This is a genomic window from Bradyrhizobium sp., from assembly GCF_030697065.1.
GTDB lineage: Bacteria > Pseudomonadota > Alphaproteobacteria > Rhizobiales > Xanthobacteraceae > Bradyrhizobium.
Genome location: NZ_JAUYQU010000084.1, coordinates 1 through 17,031, shown reverse-complemented (window position 1 = coordinate 17,031; position 17,031 = coordinate 1). Strand labels below are relative to the sequence as shown.

At 63.0% G+C, this 17,031-nt stretch carries 17 protein-coding genes; 7 read left to right on the top strand and 10 right to left on the bottom strand.

The genetic code is table 11. The annotated features are described in order from the left end of the window. Positions 1 to 7 precede the first annotated feature (7 nt). The 7 genes from Q8R73_RS05500 to Q8R73_RS05470 form a co-directional block, all read right to left on the bottom strand. A complete protein-coding gene (locus Q8R73_RS05500) occupies positions 8 to 1,468 on the bottom strand; it encodes a CpaF family protein (RefSeq protein WP_305718520.1) in 1,461 nt (486 codons plus the stop codon). Between the two features lie 18 nt (positions 1,469 to 1,486). Further along, positions 1,487 to 2,752 (bottom strand): AAA family ATPase, encoded by a 1,266-nt coding sequence (locus Q8R73_RS05495; RefSeq protein WP_305718519.1) that lies wholly within the window; start codon positions 2,750 to 2,752, stop codon positions 1,487 to 1,489. Continuing rightward, the gene (locus Q8R73_RS05490; RefSeq protein WP_305718518.1) at positions 2,749 to 3,489 is read right to left on the bottom strand and encodes a CpaD family pilus assembly protein; all 741 of its coding nucleotides are present in this window, start codon (positions 3,487 to 3,489) and stop codon (positions 2,749 to 2,751) included. The genes Q8R73_RS05495 and Q8R73_RS05490 overlap by 4 nt, the downstream gene beginning before the upstream one ends. Before the next feature lie 20 nt (positions 3,490 to 3,509). Beyond that, entirely contained in the window at positions 3,510 to 4,964 is a 1,455-nt protein-coding gene (locus Q8R73_RS05485) for a type II and III secretion system protein family protein (RefSeq protein ID WP_305718517.1), read from the bottom strand. A 14-nt stretch (positions 4,965 to 4,978) separates the two neighbouring features. Next, positions 4,979 to 5,773, bottom strand: a complete 795-nt coding sequence (gene cpaB, locus Q8R73_RS05480; protein ID WP_305718516.1) for a Flp pilus assembly protein CpaB — start codon at positions 5,771 to 5,773, stop codon at positions 4,979 to 4,981. A gap of 126 nt (positions 5,774 to 5,899) precedes the next feature. Continuing rightward, positions 5,900 to 6,424: a prepilin peptidase gene (locus Q8R73_RS05475; protein WP_305718515.1), complete on the bottom strand. Its 525-nt coding sequence runs from the start codon at positions 6,422 to 6,424 to the stop codon at positions 5,900 to 5,902. Positions 6,425 to 6,739: 315 nt separating this feature from the next. After that, complete coding sequence (locus Q8R73_RS05470; RefSeq protein ID WP_305718514.1) at positions 6,740 to 6,904, bottom strand: Flp family type IVb pilin; 165 nt, start codon at positions 6,902 to 6,904, stop codon at positions 6,740 to 6,742. Positions 6,905 to 7,205: 301 nt separating this feature from the next. Between Q8R73_RS05470 and Q8R73_RS05465 the strand changes: the two genes are divergently transcribed. From Q8R73_RS05465 to Q8R73_RS05450, 4 genes are all read left to right on the top strand, one after another. Beyond that, complete coding sequence (locus tag Q8R73_RS05465; protein ID WP_305718513.1) at positions 7,206 to 8,036, top strand: sterol desaturase family protein; 831 nt, start codon at positions 7,206 to 7,208, stop codon at positions 8,034 to 8,036. Between the two features lie 125 nt (positions 8,037 to 8,161). Continuing rightward, the gene (locus tag Q8R73_RS05460; RefSeq protein ID WP_305718512.1) at positions 8,162 to 8,668 is read left to right on the top strand and encodes a pilus assembly protein N-terminal domain-containing protein; all 507 of its coding nucleotides are present in this window, start codon (positions 8,162 to 8,164) and stop codon (positions 8,666 to 8,668) included. Between the two features lie 196 nt (positions 8,669 to 8,864). Further along, on the top strand, positions 8,865 to 9,437 hold the full coding sequence (locus Q8R73_RS05455) for a TadE/TadG family type IV pilus assembly protein (RefSeq protein ID WP_305718511.1): 573 nt from the start codon (positions 8,865 to 8,867) through the stop codon (positions 9,435 to 9,437). Between the two features lie 27 nt (positions 9,438 to 9,464). Beyond that, complete coding sequence (locus Q8R73_RS05450) at positions 9,465 to 10,052, top strand: TadE/TadG family type IV pilus assembly protein (protein WP_305718544.1); 588 nt, start codon at positions 9,465 to 9,467, stop codon at positions 10,050 to 10,052. Between the two features lie 139 nt (positions 10,053 to 10,191). Here the strand turns inward: Q8R73_RS05450 and Q8R73_RS05445 are convergent, their stop codons facing one another. From Q8R73_RS05445 to Q8R73_RS05435, 3 genes are all read right to left on the bottom strand, one after another. Continuing rightward, a complete protein-coding gene (locus Q8R73_RS05445; RefSeq protein ID WP_011474122.1) occupies positions 10,192 to 10,404 on the bottom strand; it encodes a cold-shock protein in 213 nt (70 codons plus the stop codon). Positions 10,405 to 10,672: 268 nt separating this feature from the next. Further along, positions 10,673 to 10,954, bottom strand: coding sequence for a translation initiation factor IF-1 (gene infA, locus Q8R73_RS05440; protein WP_011474121.1), 282 nt, complete (start codon positions 10,952 to 10,954; stop codon positions 10,673 to 10,675). A gap of 21 nt (positions 10,955 to 10,975) precedes the next feature. After that, entirely contained in the window at positions 10,976 to 12,421 is a 1,446-nt protein-coding gene (locus tag Q8R73_RS05435) for a DEAD/DEAH box helicase (RefSeq protein ID WP_305718510.1), read from the bottom strand. Between the two features lie 537 nt (positions 12,422 to 12,958). On the opposite strand from Q8R73_RS05435, the gene urtA reads away from it, so the two are divergent. From urtA to urtC, 3 genes are all read left to right on the top strand, one after another. Then, positions 12,959 to 14,278 carry an urea ABC transporter substrate-binding protein gene (gene urtA / locus Q8R73_RS05430; protein ID WP_305718509.1) on the top strand — a complete coding sequence of 440 codons (1,320 nt, stop codon included), beginning with the start codon at positions 12,959 to 12,961 and terminating at the stop codon, positions 14,276 to 14,278. A 76-nt stretch (positions 14,279 to 14,354) separates the two neighbouring features. Then, entirely contained in the window at positions 14,355 to 15,968 is a 1,614-nt protein-coding gene (urtB, locus tag Q8R73_RS05425; RefSeq protein ID WP_305718508.1) for an urea ABC transporter permease subunit UrtB, read from the top strand. Further along, positions 15,965 to 17,031: urea ABC transporter permease subunit UrtC (gene urtC / locus Q8R73_RS05420; RefSeq protein ID WP_305718507.1), on the top strand; the 1,067-nt coding region annotated here is incomplete at its 3' end. The genes urtB and urtC, both read left to right, overlap by 4 nt.

Sequence of the window (17,031 nt, the reverse complement as noted above, 5' to 3'; positions counted from 1 at the left end):
CGCTCCTTCAGACTTCCACGATGACTTCGGCGGCGTCGAGTGCCGCCGCAAGCCGCTTCTCTTCACCGTAATATCGCGCACGATCCCAGAAGCGGGGCCGTCCGATGCCGGTCGAACGATGCCGGCCGATGATGTTGCCGTTGGTGTCCTCGCCGACCATGTCGTAGATGAACAGGTCCTGGGTGATGATGGTGTCGCCTTCCATGCCCATCACCTCGGTGATGTGGGTGATGCGGCGCGAACCGTCGCGCAGGCGCGCGGCCTGGATCACGATGTCGATCGAGGCGCAGATCATCTCGCGGATGGTCCGCGACGGCAGCGAAAATCCGCCCATGGTGATCATGGATTCGCAGCGGGACAGCGCTTCGCGCGGGTTGTTGGCGTGCAGCGTTCCCATCGATCCGTCGTGACCGGTATTCATGGCCTGCAGCAGATCGAAGGCTTCGGGTCCGCGGACTTCGCCGACGATGATGCGCTCGGGGCGCATACGCAGGCAGTTGCGGACCAGTTCACGCATCGTGACCTGGCCTTCGCCCTCGATGTTGGGGGGCCGGGTTTCCAGCCGCACCACATGCGGCTGCTGCAACTGGAGTTCGGCGGCGTCTTCGCAGGTGATGATGCGCTCGTCGTCGTCGATATACTGGGTCAGGCAGTTCAACAGCGTGGTCTTGCCCGAACCGGTGCCGCCGGAAATCAGCACGTTGGCGCGGCAGCGCCCGATGATCTGCAGGATGTCGGCGCCCTCGGGCGTGATCGCGCCGAACTTGACCAGCTGATCCAGCGTCAGCTTGTCCTTCTTGAATTTGCGGATGGTCAGCGCCGGGCCGTCGATCGCCAGCGGCGGCACGATGGCGTTGACGCGCGAGCCGTCGGCGAGACGGGCATCGCAGATAGGGGAGGATTCGTCGACGCGCCGGCCGACCTGGCTGACGATGCGCTGGCAGATATTCAGGAGCTGCTGGTTGTCGCGGAAGCGGATCCCGGTCTTCTGAATACGGCCAGCGACTTCGATGAACACCGTTCCGGCGCCGTTGACCATGATGTCGGAGATATCGTCGCGCGACAGCAGCGGCTCCAGCGGTCCGTATCCGAGAACGTCGTTGCAGATATCGTCGAGCAGTTCTTCCTGCTCGGCGATCGACATCACGATGTTCTTGATCGCGATGATCTCGTTGACGATATCGCGAATTTCCTCGCGCGCCGATTCACCGTCGAGCTTGGCGAGCTGGGCAAGGTCGATCGCTTCGATCAGGGCGCCGAAGATCGTGGCCTTGACCTGATAATAGCTGTCCGACCGCCGCGCGTCGATGGCGGGCGCGGGCGGCCCCGATTTCGCCGGAGAGATCGGCGGTGAGGATACGACGGGCGGTGCAACGGCGGCCGGAGCCGCGGCAGGCGGATAGGTCACGCCTGCGGCGGGCTTCGCAGCCCGCGTATCGCCTTCAGTTCCGCTACGCTTACCAAACACGACGATACTCCATGCGGGTTACTTGGCCCGCAGCTTCTCGAGCAGGGGTGACAGGAAGGAACCCCGCGGTTTTTTGGTCTCGCCGCGGCCTGTCAGCCGTTGCGCGATCTGCAGAAAGATCTCGGTGGTACGATGATTGGCGGAAATCTCCGCGATCATCTGGCCGTTGTTGGCGGCCGACCCGAACATCTGCGGGTCGAACGGTATCGATGCGATCGGCTGGCTCTCGATCGCCTTGGCGAATTCGCCGGCGTTGATTTCCGGCCGTTTCGGCATGCCGACCATATTGAGGCAGTAGAGCGGCGTCCGGTCGTTGGGCCGCGCGGCTTTCAACAGGTCGAAGATATTCTTGGTGTTGCGCAGGTTGGCGAGGTCCGGCGCCCCGACGATCAGGATGTCGTCGGCGCCGATCAGGGCACGCCGCGTCCAGCCCGACCATTGATGGGGGACGTCGAGCACGATGCAGGGCATCGTGGTCCGAAGCGTATCGAAGATCGAGTCGAAGGCCTCGGCGCCGAAGTCGTAAACCCGCTCCAGTGTCGCCGGCGCGGCCAGCAGGCTGAGATGGTCGGTGCATTTCGACAGCAGCCGGTCGATGAAGGCGGTATCGACCCGATCCGGCGAGAACACGGCGTCGGCAATGCCCTGGGGCGGATCCTGGTTGTAATCGAGCCCGGCGGTGCCGAAGGCGAGGTCGAGGTCGGCCACCACCGAGTCCAGCGCCAGGTCGCGCGCGATCGCCCAGGCGACGTTGTGCGCGATGGTGGAGGAGCCGACGCCGCCCTTGGCGCCGACGATGGCGATGATGCGGCCGACGGCCTTGGCCTCCGGCGCCGAAAACAGATTGCAGACCGAGCGCACCACGTCGATCGTGTGGACCGGCGCGAGCACATAGTCGCTGACGCCGCGGCGGACCAGTTCGCGATACAGCGTGACGTCGTTGATCTTGCCGATCACGACCGCCCGGGTTCCGGAATCGCACACGGTGGCAAGTTGATCGAGCCCGGCGAGGATGTCGGTGCGTCCCTCGGTTTCCAGGATAATCACGTTCGGCGTCGGCGCGGTGCGATAGGCCTCGATTGCCGCCGCCATGCCGCCCATCTGGATCTTGAGATGGGCCTTGCCGAGGCGGCGGTCTTCGCCCGCCGATTGCACGGCGGCCGCGGTTTCCACGGTCTCGCAAAACGCCTGCACCGATACACGCGGCGCGGGCGCAATGTGATCTTCCGCGGGCGGCGATCCGTCCGGCTGTTGTTCGATTTTCTGACGCGCGTAGCTGATCATTTGCCTGTATCGCTGAGTTTGGCCTTGTCGGATTCGGGATAGGTGGTCGCGGTCGAAGTACCCTTGCGATACTTGTCGAAGGCCATGCTGCGCCGGGGCGTATAGGCCGGTGTCTCGCTTCGCGGCTGCACCAGGTCGGCCGGATTGTCGACCATCGCCGCCATGTTGCGCTGATAGGCGCAGCCGAAATTGTAATACTGCTTGTTCTCGAAGTAGCTCCTGTTCTTGATCGAGGGACCGAGATCCTCGGGCCACAACCCGCAGGGACCCGCCACCGCCGCGATCTTCGGATAGTTCAGCCGGATCGTCGCCAGCGTGCGCGGATCGTCAGGCTTGTAGCGGCGGGCGACGACCCCGCGATGCGGCACGCCGGCGGCAGTCAGCGTCGCCTGAATTTCCCGGAACGAGTCTGCGGCCGCGCGCGCGTTCGGCGTATCGACCGGCACGTCGGCGGTGATGGCGCCGGTGCCTTCGCGCAGCCAGACCTGCGCCAGCCCGATCACGTCGGCGCGCTGCGCGGCGGAAAGGCCGCCCCGTGCCTGCCCGACGAAGATCACCACCGAGCGGCTGGATTCCTCGATCGCGATCGGGTGGCGCTGGCGGTAATCGTGGGGATAGGGCTCGGCCACGGCGACGTCGCCGGTGTGCCTGCAGGCGCCCAGCACGACGGCCAGACCGACAAGCGATCCCGCCAGGCGGACAGCGCGACTGCGATCGAGGGGTAGTTTGATTGTCATCGTTTTGGTCCTCGTCCCGCCTAGTCGGTGATAAAGCCGTAGGTGCCGCGATAATTCCGGCCCGGTTCGACGCGGCCCGGGACGCCGTAGATGCGATTGATGCTGCCGAGCAGGGCGGCCTGCGGATCCGACGCATTGGCAAAGCCGTCATCCGGCCTCGACAGATCCTTCTGCGCCACCGCGCGCACGATGAAGGGCGTGACCAGCACCACCAGTTCGGTCTGGCTGTTCACGAAGTCGCGGCTGCGGAACAGCGTTCCGAGTACCGGCAGCTGCGCCAGGCCCGGCAGGCCGTTAATGGCCTGCTTGGTCGATTCCTGGATCAGGCCCGCCATCGCCATCGCGCCGCCCGAGGGAATTTCGAGCGTGGTTTCCGCGCGGCGGGTCTTGACCGAGGGGACCGTCAGCGAATTGCCGGATCCCTGGCTGAGCGTAATGGCGTTTTCATTCGACAGCTCGGAGACCTCGGTCATGACCCGCAGACTGATGCGGCCCTCTGTCAGCACGACCGGGGTGAAGTTCAGCGAGATACCGAACTTCTTGAAGGTGACCTGGGTCGTACAGACACGGGTAACGGAATCGCAGTTGTAGCCACCCGGGACCGGAAATTCGCCGCCGGCGATGAAGGACGCGGACTCGCCGGAAATCGCGGTCAGGTTCGGTTCCGCCAGCGTGCGCACCACGCCGGCGTTCTCCATCGCGCGGATGGTGGCCGACACCGAGCCGAACGAAGCGGTCGCGGCGTTATCGGCGACCAGCGTGCGGCCAAGTGCGGTAAAGGGGTTGGAATTGTTGAAGTTCACGACCGCGGTGCCGTAATTCAGGCTGCCGGAGAGATCGATGCCGAGCTGCTTGATGACCGTGCGCGCGACTTCGGCGACGGTGACCTTCAGCATCACCTGGTCGCGGCCTCGCACCGCGATCGAGTTGACCACCTTTTCGGTGCCGCCTACCAGGCGCGCGGCGAGCTCGCCGGCCTGCTGCGCCTCTACCGGGCTTGCCGCCGACCCGGTCAGCATGACGCCGTCGCCGACACCTTCGATCTGGATATCGGCATTGGGCAGCGTGCTCTTCAGCGCCGCGCGCAAGCCGTTAAGGTCGCGCTTGACCGCGATATCGTAGGCCGCGATCTGCTGGCCGGCGGAATCGAAGAACACGATGTTGGTCTGACCGACCGCGGCGCCGATGATGTAGGCGCGCTGAGAGGAGCGGACGACGGCATTGGCGATCTTGGGGTCCGCGACCAGCACGTCCTTGATGTCGCGCGGCAGGTCGATCACGATGGATTTGCCGATGCCGAGCGCAAGAAAGCGTGCGTTCATCTGGCCATCGGCGGCAAACGGCGCCGCGGCGCGATAGTCGCTCGCGAGCACCGGCGTCAGGGCCTGATTGCACATCATTGCCGCGACAGCCGAAAACGACAGGGCGCGGACCATCATGGTCCGGATCACCGGCTGACTTTCCCTGCACTTCATATCGCGCGTCCTCTTCACTTCTGCATCGTCGTCGGACTGGAGACGCCGTAGCGAACGACATTGATGCTGTCGCCCCGCTTGGGAGCCTGATCGTCGGTTTTGTTCTCGACCATGTTGAGGTCGGCAATGCTGCGCAGCGCCAGTGCCAGCGTGCCGGTCTGGCGCGCCCGCGCCAGCGTCTCGGCCTGTTCGGACTTCAACTCGAGCGTGACGGTCTTGCCGACCACGGCGTTCTGCCCGTCCTTTTCCTTCGGCGCCTGATCGATCGCGAGCACGCGGACATTGGTCAGGATGACTTCGGAGTTGACGACGTCGGGACCGTTCTTGTCGGCCCCCTTCTCGCGTTTGGAGAGGATGACGTCGACCCGGTCGTTCGGCAGGATGAAGCCGCCGGCGGCGGTCTCGGGTGAAATCTCGGTGGAAATCGCGCGCATGCCGGTGGGCAGGATCGCAGCCATGAAACCGGATCCGTCGGCCCTGACCAGCTTCTGTTCGCGAATCGGTTCGCCGGCGATGAAAGGCGAGCGCGCGATCGACCCCGCCACCTGCGTGGTGGCATCAGGCCGTTCGGCACGGCGAATGAAGCTGTTGTTGTTCGAAGAGGCCGGCCAGGTCTGCCATTGCAGGTCGTCGGGCTTGAGCGACTGGCCGAGACCGATGTCGGCCCTGGCGACGAGAACGTCGATCGTCGGCATCTGGACCACCGGCTCCGCCGGCGCCGGTCCCGTGTCGGAACCGCTCGCAAGATATGCGGCCACGCCTCCGGCTCCGACAGCGATCGTCAGCACCACAATGCGTGCGGTATTCATACGCTTCACTTTCCACATTACGCCGCGACGCTTCCGTCGCCGTGATGGGAGTTGACCAGCTATTCGTCAAAGCATGGTTAATGAGGCGTATCTAAATCGCGTTAACGGGAGTTTACCGAAACGCGCTCAGCGCATGGCGAAGTGGCTGAGGTCCACGGCCTTGATCCATTCGGTTTCCGGATAGATCATCAGCGCGCCGATCGCGAGCGCGATGCCGTAGGGAATGCCGGTTTCCTTGGCGTGCAGCTTGAGCAGCCAGGGCTGGCCCGCGAGTTGCCAGGGCAGCGGCCATTGCCGGAACTGCAGCAACAATAATGTCAGGGCGCCGCCGAACAGCGAGGCATAGAGCAGGTAGTTGAGCAGATGGCCGAAGCCGAACCACAATGCGGCCGCGGCCGCCACCTTGGCGTCGCCGCCGCCGACCCAGCCCATGGCAAAGCAGCCGAAGGCGATGACGAGCACGGTCAAGCCCGCGCCGACGTGCGCGAGAATGTCGAGGAATGGCATGCCGCTGAACAGGGCGAGGAACAGAAATCCGGCCGTCAGCGCCAGCGATATCCGGTTCGAAATCGTCATGGTGAAGAGGTCGCTCGCCGCGGCAAACGCCATCAGGGCCGGAAACAGCGTGAGGCGAACGATATCGAGGATCATGGGACGAAGCGGCCCGTATGGCTGACGAGAGGTCGGAGCATCGCCCGATTCTAGCGGTCAGAGATGAACAATCGGGAAACGGCCCGAGCGGTCACAAGATACTGGCGATCCGAAAGGCGATGGCGAGCATCGCCAGGGCCAGCGTAAGACAGACCAGTTCCATCGCCCGCCTGTCCCGGCTGCCGGCCGGAAGGTCCGGGCTTGTTGCCGCTGCGGCGGACACCGATTTACGCATGTTTACGCCAACACCACTCTATAGAGACAGCAAAGGCCCCGGGATTTCCGGGGCCTTTGACGCTTTTCCGCAGCCGTCGCTTATTTCAGCGAGGTGTTGATCGAGGTGAACTTGGTGTTCAGGTTGGTACCGAGGCCGTTCACCACGGCGATGATCGCGAGCGAGATGCCGGCTGCAATCAGGCCGTACTCGATGGCGGTGGCGCCGGACTCGTCCTTCACGAAACGCGAAATCAGATTCTTCATATGTAACTCCATGTGTACACGTGGCTGTCGACTTACGTTTGGTCTCGCCGGCGTCTCAGCACCGTGACCATGGGCGTAACCTACGGTCGGGAAATTTCGGCGCAGTTAATTCGACTGCGTAAACCTCGATGGAACCGGCACTTCTTGAGCACAGTAAATGTGGAATTAAGAGCTTGCCTGCAATTCGACAGATCGCCGATCGTCCCCGGTTTGGAGCGCTTCAAGGGCGTCAACCGGCGCGGATTCATCGCTCCTTAAGCGCGAACGGGTACCCCTTGAGGGTCCGCCGCATGAGGTTGCCATGTCCAATCTGCCCCTGGAAGTCGTCGTGATGTTCGGCGAGACGATCGCCAAGGTCGTCCCCGTCACCATCGGCCTGGCCGTGGTGTTCTCGGTGCTGACCCATTTCTGGGCCTGCAATCCGGGAACGCCGTGGTGGCGCAAGAAGGAACTCGTCACTGACTTCTGTTACTGGTTCTTCGTACCGCTGTTCGCACGCGTGCTGCGAATCGGGCTGCTGGTGCTCGGCGCCGGCGTCTTGTTCAATATCCACGATGCCGACGAACTGATCGCCTTCTACGACAATGGCCACGGCCCGCTGGCCCAACTGCCGCTCTGGTTCCAGGCCGTGCTGTTCCTCGTGCTGTCGGACTTCATGCTGTACTGGCTGCACCGTATGTTTCACCGGGGCGACTTCTGGAAATACCACGCGATCCATCATTCGTCCGAGCATCTGGACTGGATTTCCGCGGCGCGCTTCCACCCCGTCAACCTGTTCCTGGGAACCATCCTGGTCGACGTTTTCCTGCTGATCGCCGGTATTTCGCCCAACGTCATGCTCTGGGTCGCGCCCTTCAACATGTTCCATTCGGCGTTCGTGCACGCCAATCTGAACTGGACGCTCGGTCCGTTCAAATACGTGCTCGCCAGCCCGGTGTTCCACCGCTGGCATCACACCTCGCCGGAAGAGGGCGGCAACACCAACTTCGCCGGCACTTTTCCGCTCTGGGACATTCTGTTCGGAACTTTCCGGATGCCGGAAAACAAACTGCCCGACCATTACGGCGTGGATGACCAGGCGACGTTCCCGACCGAGATTGCCGGACAACTGGTCTATCCGTTCCGGCAATAAGCGGCTGCCCAAGGATATCTCCGCTGTTTGCACTTCGTTCACACATTAGGGTCAGATTTGCCCCGTCGGGCGCCGGTTCCGCTGCGTATCGCTTTTGCCGGCTCGTCAACGCCCCGGGGTAGAGTATGTCGTTCAGTTGCTTGCGTAGGCGCTCACGCGCGTTTTCTTCATTCCGCTCGCTCGCGATCGGATTTCTGCTGTGGCCGGCGGCGGCCCTGGCCGCGCCCGCGGCCGACACCGTCCTTGTCAATGTCGATCAGGCCAAACTGGTCAGGCTCCCCAGCAAGGTCGCCACCATCGTGGTCGGCAACCCGCTGATCGCCGACGTCACGCTGCAGAACGGCGGCATCATCGTCGTCACCGGCAAGGGCTACGGCGCCACCAATTTCATCGCGATGGACCGCGCCGGCGATATCCTGGTCGACCGCATCATCCAGGTCGAGGGTCCGACCGACCAGCTCGTCACCATCTATCGCGGCGTCGAACGCGAATCCTACAGCTGCATGCCGATCTGCCAGCGCCGCGTCACCCTGGGCGACGGCGAGAGCTACTTCAAGTCGGCGATCGACCAGGCCGGCTCGCTCTCCAACCAGGCCAGCGGCGCTGCCGCGGCGGGCGGCAAATCACCCTGATGGCCCGCGCCGGCCGGCGCGGCAGCCCGTCATGCCTTCTCTTGGCGAATTGCGATCCGCGGCGCCGCATCCCAAATGGTTAAGGTGCGGTTAACAAAGCGGGTCACTCCGCTTCGATCCGGCGAAACACTTCGACAATCTGTTTCAGGTAAACCTCGCGGTCAGGAAATTGCCGCCGCGATTCAAGGATTGTTCGATGTCGTCCCCCGCCGCCGCTCAAGGCCCGTTCAGAATCGTATTGCGCAGGTTCCGCCGCAACCGCCGAGGCTCGGCCGCCGTCGAATTCGCGCTGGTGGCGCCGGTGTTCTTCGCGTTGCTGTTTGCAATCATCGAGACCGCGATCATCTTCTTCGCAGGCCAGGTGCTGGAGACCGTCACGCAGGACTCCGCGCGCCTGATCATGACCGGCCAGGCGCAGACCGCCAACTACAACAAGGCGCAGTTCAAGGCGACCGTCGTTTGCCCGACCGGCGCTCTCGCCAAGGTGCTTTTCAACTGCGACAATCTCCATATCGAAGCCAAGAGCTATCCCGCTTTCCCCGACGTCGCGATTACCGAACCGATCGACGGCAGCAAGAATTTCATCCCGCCCACCAGCTTTTGCCCCGGTGAGGGCGGCGACATCGTCGTGGTGCGGATGTTCTATGAATGGCCGCTGTTCGTCACCGGGCTCGGCTACAACATCTCGAACCTGTCCGGCAGCAAGCGGCTGTTGTCCGCCACTGCCGCATTCCGCAACGAGCCCTTCCTCGCCACTTCGTCTTGCTGACGGGACAAAGCGATGAAAACCATGTCGATGTTCCCAATCTGGCTTCGCCTGCGGCGCACCGCCGCGAGGATGCTGGCGGATCGCAGCGGAATTGCCGCGACCGAATTCGCCGTGATCGTGCCGGTGATGCTGGTGATGTTCTTCGGTACGGTGGAGTTTTCATCCGGTGTGGCGGTCAATCGCAAGGTGACGTTGATGGCGCGAACGCTATCCGATCTGACCTCGCAGTCGACGTCGGTCAACAACACCGACTTGACCGGCTTCTTCGCCGCCAGCAAGGGGATCATGACGCCCTATCCGTCGTCGCCAACGCAATCAACCATTTCCGAATTGTATGTCACCCCCGGGTCGCTGGAGGTGAAGGTGACGTGGAGCCAGGGTCACTCGCCGCGTGCGAAGGGAAGCACGGTCACGATACCGACCGAACTCAGGGTTGGCGGCACCTATCTGATCTTCAGCGAAGTCAGCTATCTCTATGTACCGGCTGTCGGCAAGGTGATGGCGCCGACGGGGGTGAACCTGAAGGACGTCGCCTATACCCGTCCGCGGCAGTCGACCTGCGTGATCTACCCGACGCCGAGTTCCGGTTCTCTCCCGAACTGCCCGACCTCGTGACCGCAGCTGGGTCCCAGCGATCACGGTAGGTGTCATTCGTGCGTGCAAATAGGAACTGCAAATAAAAAGGCCGCGCACCGGCGCGGCCTTCTGCATTAGTCAGGTCGGATTCTCCGGGGCAGCGCCCGAAAGATATCCGTTAGCCAGCGGCGCGCAGATTGTCGGCCGAAGACTTGCCAGAGCGACGATCGGCCACGATCTCGTAGCTGATCTTCTGGCCTTCACGCAGCGTTCCAAGGCCGGCGCGCTCTACGGCGCTGATGTGCACGAACACGTCGTTGCCACCGTCATCCGGTTGAATGAAGCCGAAGCCCTTGGTCGCGTTAAACCACTTCACGGTTCCCATGCTCACGGGGGTAGTCCCTTCTCAAGATAGATATAGCAGAAGCCCACTTGCGGCGGGCTGGTGAGATCGAATTTTGGAAGGGTCGTCAGCGTCTAAACCGGCTGTACCGGTGGATAGCTAATGTCGTCCGGCCGAAAATCGATAAGGCCCATAATATTGCAAAATAGCCTCCAAAACAATCCTGACGTGCACGATTTTTTTATCGCGTCCGGGATCGCAGTTGGAGGCCATTGCCGACGCACCGCCATGGTTTTGCCATGCGGTTTGCGCGATTTTAGCGGCGGCGGAATTGACCGCGCGGCGGTGCACCGCGAGGCGGTCCGCCACCCGGGCGCTCGTCCTTGTGACGAAAGATCAGTCGGCCTTTTTCCAGATCGTAAGGCGACATCTCGATCGTCACCCGATCGCCCGCCAGCGTCTTGATCCGGTTCTTCTTCATCTTGCCGGCGGTGTAGGCGACGATCTCGTGTCCTGCGTCGAGTTGCACGCGATAGCGTGCATCGGGGAGGATTTCGGTGACCAGTCCTTCGAACTGGATCAGCTCTTCTTTAGCCATGGTTGTCTCCAGATCGATCGATCAGCGCGGTCGTTGGGTGCGGTTGGGTCGGGTGTTCGGACGGCTTTCGCGATGCAAAAACGCAACCCCCTGCATCCCTTCGGGCTTGCCGGTGGCCTGCGCCGGCGGACGGGACGGCTCCTGCCGGCTGGTCTCGTGGCGGTTGGTTTGCGGCGCGCCACCATTACCACCGGGACGGCGGTTTCGGCGAGGGCCTTTCGAGCCCGGTGCGGCTTCGTTGCTCCTGCTCGCATGCGTGCGCGGGCCGGATCGTGCCCCGCGATGCTGCGCCGGCGGCGGTGCGGCTTCGCGATGGCCCGGAGTGCGGTGATCTTCTCGCGGCAGGGCAATGCGGATCAGCTTTTCGATGTCGCGCAGATAGCCCATTTCCTCGGCGCCCGCGATCAGCGAGATCGCAACGCCCTCGGCGCCGGCGCGCGCGGTGCGGCCGATACGATGGACGTAGGTCTCGGGAATGTTGGGCAGGTCGAAGTTCACCACATGGCTGATGCCGTCGACGTCGATGCCGCGGGCGGCGATGTCGGTGGCGACCAGGGTGCGGATCTCGCCGGTGCGGAACGCCGCCAGCACCCGCTCGCGGTGGTTCTGCGACTTGTTGCCGTGAATGGCGTCCGCGCTAATGCCGGCCCGGGCAAGGCTTTTCACCACCTTGTCGGCGCCATGCTTGGTGCGGGTGAAGACCAGCGCGCGGTTGACCGTCTCGCTCTTCAGGAGATTGGCCAGGAAGGTCGGCTTGTTGGAGTGATCGACCTGGATGATGCGCTGGGTGATGCGCTCGACCGTCGAGGCCACCGGCGTCACGGCGACCCGCGCCGGGTCGCGCAGCATCGCTTCGGCGAGTTCGGCGATGTCCTTCGGCATGGTGGCCGAGAAGAACAGCGTCTGCCGCTTGATCGGGAGTTTGGCGACGACTTTCCGGATGTCGTTGATGAAGCCCATGTCCAGCATGCGGTCGGCTTCGTCGAGCACGAGGAACTCGACCTGGCCGAGCTTGAGGCCGTTGCTCTGCACGAGATCGAGCAGGCGGCCGGGCGTCGCGACCAGGACTTCGACGCCTGGCATGATCGAACGGACCTGGCGGCCCATCGGCACGCCGCCGATCGCCAGCGCCGAGGTGAGGCGCATATGACGACCATAGGCGTTGAAGCTGTCGAGGATCTGTCCGGACAGTTCGCGGGTCGGGCTCAGCACCAGCACGCGGCAGGCCTTGGGCTGCGGCTTGATGCGGTTCTCCAGAATGCGGTGCAGGATCGGCAGCGCGAAGGCCGCGGTCTTGCCGGTGCCGGTCTGGGCGATACCGACGACGTCACGGCCGGTGAGTGCGATGGGGATGGTTTGAACCTGGATGGGCGTGGGCGTCAGATAGTTCTCTTCCTTGAGCGCACGCGAGATGGGATCGGCAAGGCCGAAATCCTGAAAGGAGGTCAAAAGTTGGGTACTTTCCATTATAAAAGCAGGCGCCCGGCTGTTTCAGCCAGGAGCGCGCGAGGGTGTCAGAGACACCCGCGTGTCTGGGGCGTCGGTTTTGGTTAGCTGAAGGGGCAAGCCAGAAACCGTTGGACGGGCTCAGAACACGCGGCTCGCAGTGACCCGGTGATTCCCTGGGTCGTGGTAGTCATATGGAACACGAACGCGGCGCTTTCAAGGTGAATCGGGCGACGATTCCTTGACGCGGTTAAAGAGCCCTCAGAATTCAACCCTTCGACGAGCGTTTGCGGCGGTGCAAAAATCCTGCCGGAAATTTAGCCATCAAATCCCGTCTGTTTATAATTTATGCAGGATGCCGCATTAGCAGACAGGTTTGAGGCCTAAAAATAAGGCATGAATTCCGACAATTCTGCGACTGCCTTTAAAATTCTTCAACGATGCCATTTAGTTAGACAGAATATGTCTGGTGGCATGGTTCTTGCGATTCCGTTAACGCAGGCGGCCGTGGGGCCGTTTCGCAGCGTCTTAACGTCTGCGTCAGGGAGATGACACCTCATGCTTACTCAATTGAATCACGATATAGCGAAGCCCTTCAGCCGCCGCCGCTGGCTGGCGGCGACCGCCGGGCTGGTTTTGGGCCTGGCGGGGTTCAACAGCGCCCAAGCCCAGGAGACCATCAAGGTTGGCGTGCTGCATTCGCTGTCGGGCACCATGGCCATCAGCGAAACGACGCTGAAGGATACGGTCCTCTTCCTGATCGACGAGCAGAACAAGAAGGGCGGCGTTCTCGGCAAGAAGCTCGAGGCCGTGGTGGTCGATCCGGCGTCGAACTGGCCGCTGTTCGCCGAAAAGGCGCGTGAGCTCATCACCAAGGACAAGGTCTCCGTGGTATTCGGCTGCTGGACCTCGGTGTCGCGCAAGTCCGTGCTGCCGGTGTTCAAGGAGCTGAATTCGATCCTGTTCTATCCGGTGCAGTACGAGGGCGAGGAGAGCGAGCGCAACGTGTTCTACACCGGTGCTGCGCCGAACCAGCAGGCGATTCCCGCGGTCGATTACCTGATGAAGGACGAAAAGGTGAAGCGCTGGGTGCTGGCCGGCACCGACTACGTCTATCCGCGCACCACCAACAAGATCCTCGAAGCCTACTTGAAGTCGAAGGGCGTCAAGCAGGAAGACATCATGATCAACTACACGCCGTTCGGTCATAGCGATTGGCAGACGATCGTGGCCGACATCAAGAAGTTCGGCTCCGCCGGCAAGAAGACCGCGGTGGTCTCCACCATCAACGGCGACGCCAACGTTCCGTTCTACAAGGAACTCGGCAACCAGGGCATCAAGGCCACCGATATTCCGGTCGTCGCGTTCTCGGTCGGTGAGGAAGAGCTTGCCGGCATCGACACCAAGCCGCTGCTCGGCCATCTCGCCGCCTGGAACTACTTCCAGTCGATCAAGGATCCGGCCAACGAGAAGTTCATCAAGGCCTGGCAGGCCTACACCAAGAACCCGAAGCGCGTGACCAACGATCCGATGGAAGCTCACGTCATCGGCTTCGAGATGTGGGTCAAGGCGGTCGAGAAGGTGAAGTCGGTCGACGCCGACAAGGTGATCGACGCGCTGCCCGGCATCGAAGCCAAGAACCTGACCGGCGGCACCTCCAAGATGCTGCCGAACCATCACATCACCAAGCCGGTGTTCATCGGCGAAATCAAGGCCAACGGCCAGTTCGACGTGGTGTGGAAGACCCCGGGCCTGGTGGCCGGCGATGCATGGTCGAAGGAGCTCGATGGCTCCAAGGACCTGATCGGCGACTGGGTTGGCAAGAAGTGCGGCAACTACAACACCAAGACCAACAAGTGCGGCGGTCAGGGTTCCTGATCTCCTGCTTGATATGAGCTACCGGAGAAGGCGGCGCCAATGCCGCCTTCTCCTTAACTCCGGCCGGGGTCGTCCAGTGCTTGCCAAGGTTCTTGACCGTTTTCGCGCGCTTGTCCTCTCGCTTCTGTTGACCGTCGCCCTCGCATCGCCAGCGCTTGCGGGCCCGTTCGAGGATGCGGTCGGCAAGTTCGCCAACGACGAATTTTCCGACACCGACGAGGCGATCGGCGCGGTTGCGACATCAGGCAACCCGCTCGCCTTCGCCATCATCAGCGCGCTGCAGGACGGCCGGCTGATGGCCGATCCCGACAGCAAGAAAGTCTACGTCACCCAGCCTGACGGCAAGATCATCGATGCCGCGACCGGTGCTGCGGTGGACAAGGCGCCTGACGGCGCCGCCGCCGTACGCCTCAACAACCGGCTGCGCCGCGCCGTCGAAGCCGCATTGGGCGGACTGACGCTGCTGTCGCCGGATCCCGCCAGGCGGATCCAGGCCGCGCAATCGGTGTTCAAGACCCACGACGAAGCCATGCTTCCGCTGGTCGACGAGGCCCTGAAGAAGGAGACCGTCAAGGAAGCTAGACTGGCATTTACCGAGGCGCGGGCGGCCATCCTGCTGTTCAAGCCCGACGCCACGGATGTCGAGAAACTCGAGGCTATCGCCACCATCAAGGCGCGCGGCGATCAGGAGGCGATGGCGCTGCTGACGGGGCTGACCGGCGACCAGCCGGCAGCGATCGCGAGCGCCGCGGCGAACGCCAAGGCGGCCATTCAGCGCAGCCTTTCATTGTGGTCGATGGTGCAGAACGCCTGGTACGGGCTGTCGCTCGGCTCGGTGCTGCTGCTCGCGGCGATCGGCCTCGCCATCACCTTCGGGGTGATGGGCGTCATCAACATGGCGCATGGCGAAATGGTCATGATCGGGGCCTATGTCACCTTCGTGGTGCAGGAAACCATCCGCACCAGCTACCCCCATTTGTTCGACTACTCGCTGCTGATGGCGGTGCCGCTGGCTTTCATCGTCGCCGGCGCGATCGGCATCCTGATCGAACGCGGCATCATCCGCTTCCTCTATGGCCGCCCGCTGGAGACGCTGCTGGCGACCTGGGGCCTGTCGCTGGTGCTGCAGCAGGCGGTGCGCACCCTGTTCGGCCCCACCAACCGCGAGGTGGGCAATCCCTCCTGGATGAGCGGCGCGTTCGAACTGGGCCAGGTCACGATCACCTACAACCGGCTCTGGATCCTCTGCTTCACGCTGGCGGTGTTCGTCATCCTGCTCGCCATGCTGCGCTATACCGCGCTCGGGCTGGAGATGCGCGCCGTCACGCAAAACCGCCGGATGGCGGCGTCGATGGGGATCGCGACCTCGCGCGTCGACGCGCTGACCTTTGGCCTCGGCTCCGGCATCGCCGGAATAGCCGGCGTGGCGTTGTCGCAGATCGACAATGTCAGCCCCAACCTCGGCCAGAGCTACATCATCGACTCCTTCATGGTGGTGGTGTTCGGCGGCGTCGGTAATCTCTGGGGCACGCTGGTCGGCGCCTTTACCCTCGGCATCGCCAACAAATTCCTGGAGCCGGTGGCCGGCGCCGTGCTCGGCAAGATCGCCATTCTGGTGCTGATCATCCTGTTCATCCAGAAACGCCCGCGCGGCCTGTTCGCGCTCAAGGGCCGGGCGGTGGAAGCATGATGCCGCATGTGCTCACGCGGTCGCTGGATCGCAGCGCGACCATCTTCCTCGCGGTGGTCGCCGCGGTCGGCATCCTGATCCCGCTGTCCAACCTGCTGTTGCCGGCAGACTCGATGTTCCAGGTGCCGACCTACCTGGTGGCGCTGTTCGGAAAATATGCCTGCTACGCCATCCTGGCGTTGTCGATCGACCTGATCTGGGGCTATTGCGGCATTCTCTCGCTGGGGCATGGCGCGTTCTTCGCGCTCGGCGGCTACGCGATGGGCATGTACCTGATGCGGCAGATCGGCAGCCGCGGTGTCTACGGCAATCCGGTCCTGCCTGATTTCATGGTGTTCCTGAACTATCCGGAACTGCCCTGGTACTGGTACGGCTTCGACAGTTTCTGGTTCGCGGCCCTGATGGTGCTGCTCGTGCCGGGGCTGCTGGCCTTCGGCTTCGGCTGGCTGGCGTTTCGCTCCCGCGTCACCGGGGTCTATCTCTCGATCATCACGCAAGCGATGACCTATGCGCTGCTGCTGGCGTTCTTCCGCAACGATTTCGGATTTGGCGGCAACAACGGGCTGACCGATTTCAAGGACATACTGGGATTCAACGTGCAGGCGGACGGCACAAGGGCGGCGCTGTTCATGCTGAGCTGCCTGGCATTGATCATTACCTTCCTGATCTGCCGCGCGGTGGTGACGTCAAAGCTCGGCAAGGTGCTGATCGCGGTGCGTGACGCCGAGTCCCGCACGCGATTCCTGGGCTATCGCGTCGAATCCTACAAGCTGTTCGTGTTCACGCTGTCGGCCTGCATGGCCGGGGTCGCCGGTGCGCTCTATGTGCCGCAGGTCGGCATCATCAACCCCGGCGAGTTCGCGCCGGGCAATTCGATCGAGGCGGTGATCTGGGTCGCCGTCGGCGGCCGCGGAACGCTGGTCGGGGCAGCCCTCGGCGCCGTCGTGGTCAACTACGCCAAGACGGTATTCACCTCGGGTCCGCTGGCGCCGTACTGGCTGTTCATGCTGGGCGCGCTGTTCATCCTGGTGACGCTGCTGCTGCCGAAGGGGATCATCGGCAC

Coding starts and splice junctions, on each gene's coding strand:
- Q8R73_RS05495 (WP_305718519.1), bottom strand. CDS start 2,752: ATGATCAGCTACGCGCGTCAGAAAATCGAACAACAGCCGGACGGATCG.
- Q8R73_RS05490 (WP_305718518.1), bottom strand. CDS start 3,489: ATGACAATCAAACTACCCCTCGATCGCAGTCGCGCTGTCCGCCTGGCG.
- Q8R73_RS05485 (WP_305718517.1), bottom strand. CDS start 4,964: ATGAAGTGCAGGGAAAGTCAGCCGGTGATCCGGACCATGATGGTCCGC.
- cpaB (WP_305718516.1), bottom strand. CDS start 5,773: ATGAATACCGCACGCATTGTGGTGCTGACGATCGCTGTCGGAGCCGGA.
- Q8R73_RS05475 (WP_305718515.1), bottom strand. CDS start 6,424: ATGATCCTCGATATCGTTCGCCTCACGCTGTTTCCGGCCCTGATGGCG.
- Q8R73_RS05470 (WP_305718514.1), bottom strand. CDS start 6,904: ATGAAGAATCTGATTTCGCGTTTCGTGAAGGACGAGTCCGGCGCCACC.
- Q8R73_RS05465 (WP_305718513.1), top strand. CDS start 7,206: ATGTCCAATCTGCCCCTGGAAGTCGTCGTGATGTTCGGCGAGACGATC.
- Q8R73_RS05460 (WP_305718512.1), top strand. CDS start 8,162: ATGTCGTTCAGTTGCTTGCGTAGGCGCTCACGCGCGTTTTCTTCATTC.
- Q8R73_RS05455 (WP_305718511.1), top strand. CDS start 8,865: ATGTCGTCCCCCGCCGCCGCTCAAGGCCCGTTCAGAATCGTATTGCGC.
- Q8R73_RS05450 (WP_305718544.1), top strand. CDS start 9,465: ATGTTCCCAATCTGGCTTCGCCTGCGGCGCACCGCCGCGAGGATGCTG.
- infA (WP_011474121.1), bottom strand. CDS start 10,954: ATGGCTAAAGAAGAGCTGATCCAGTTCGAAGGACTGGTCACCGAAATC.
- Q8R73_RS05435 (WP_305718510.1), bottom strand. CDS start 12,421: ATGGAAAGTACCCAACTTTTGACCTCCTTTCAGGATTTCGGCCTTGCC.
- urtA (WP_305718509.1), top strand. CDS start 12,959: ATGCTTACTCAATTGAATCACGATATAGCGAAGCCCTTCAGCCGCCGC.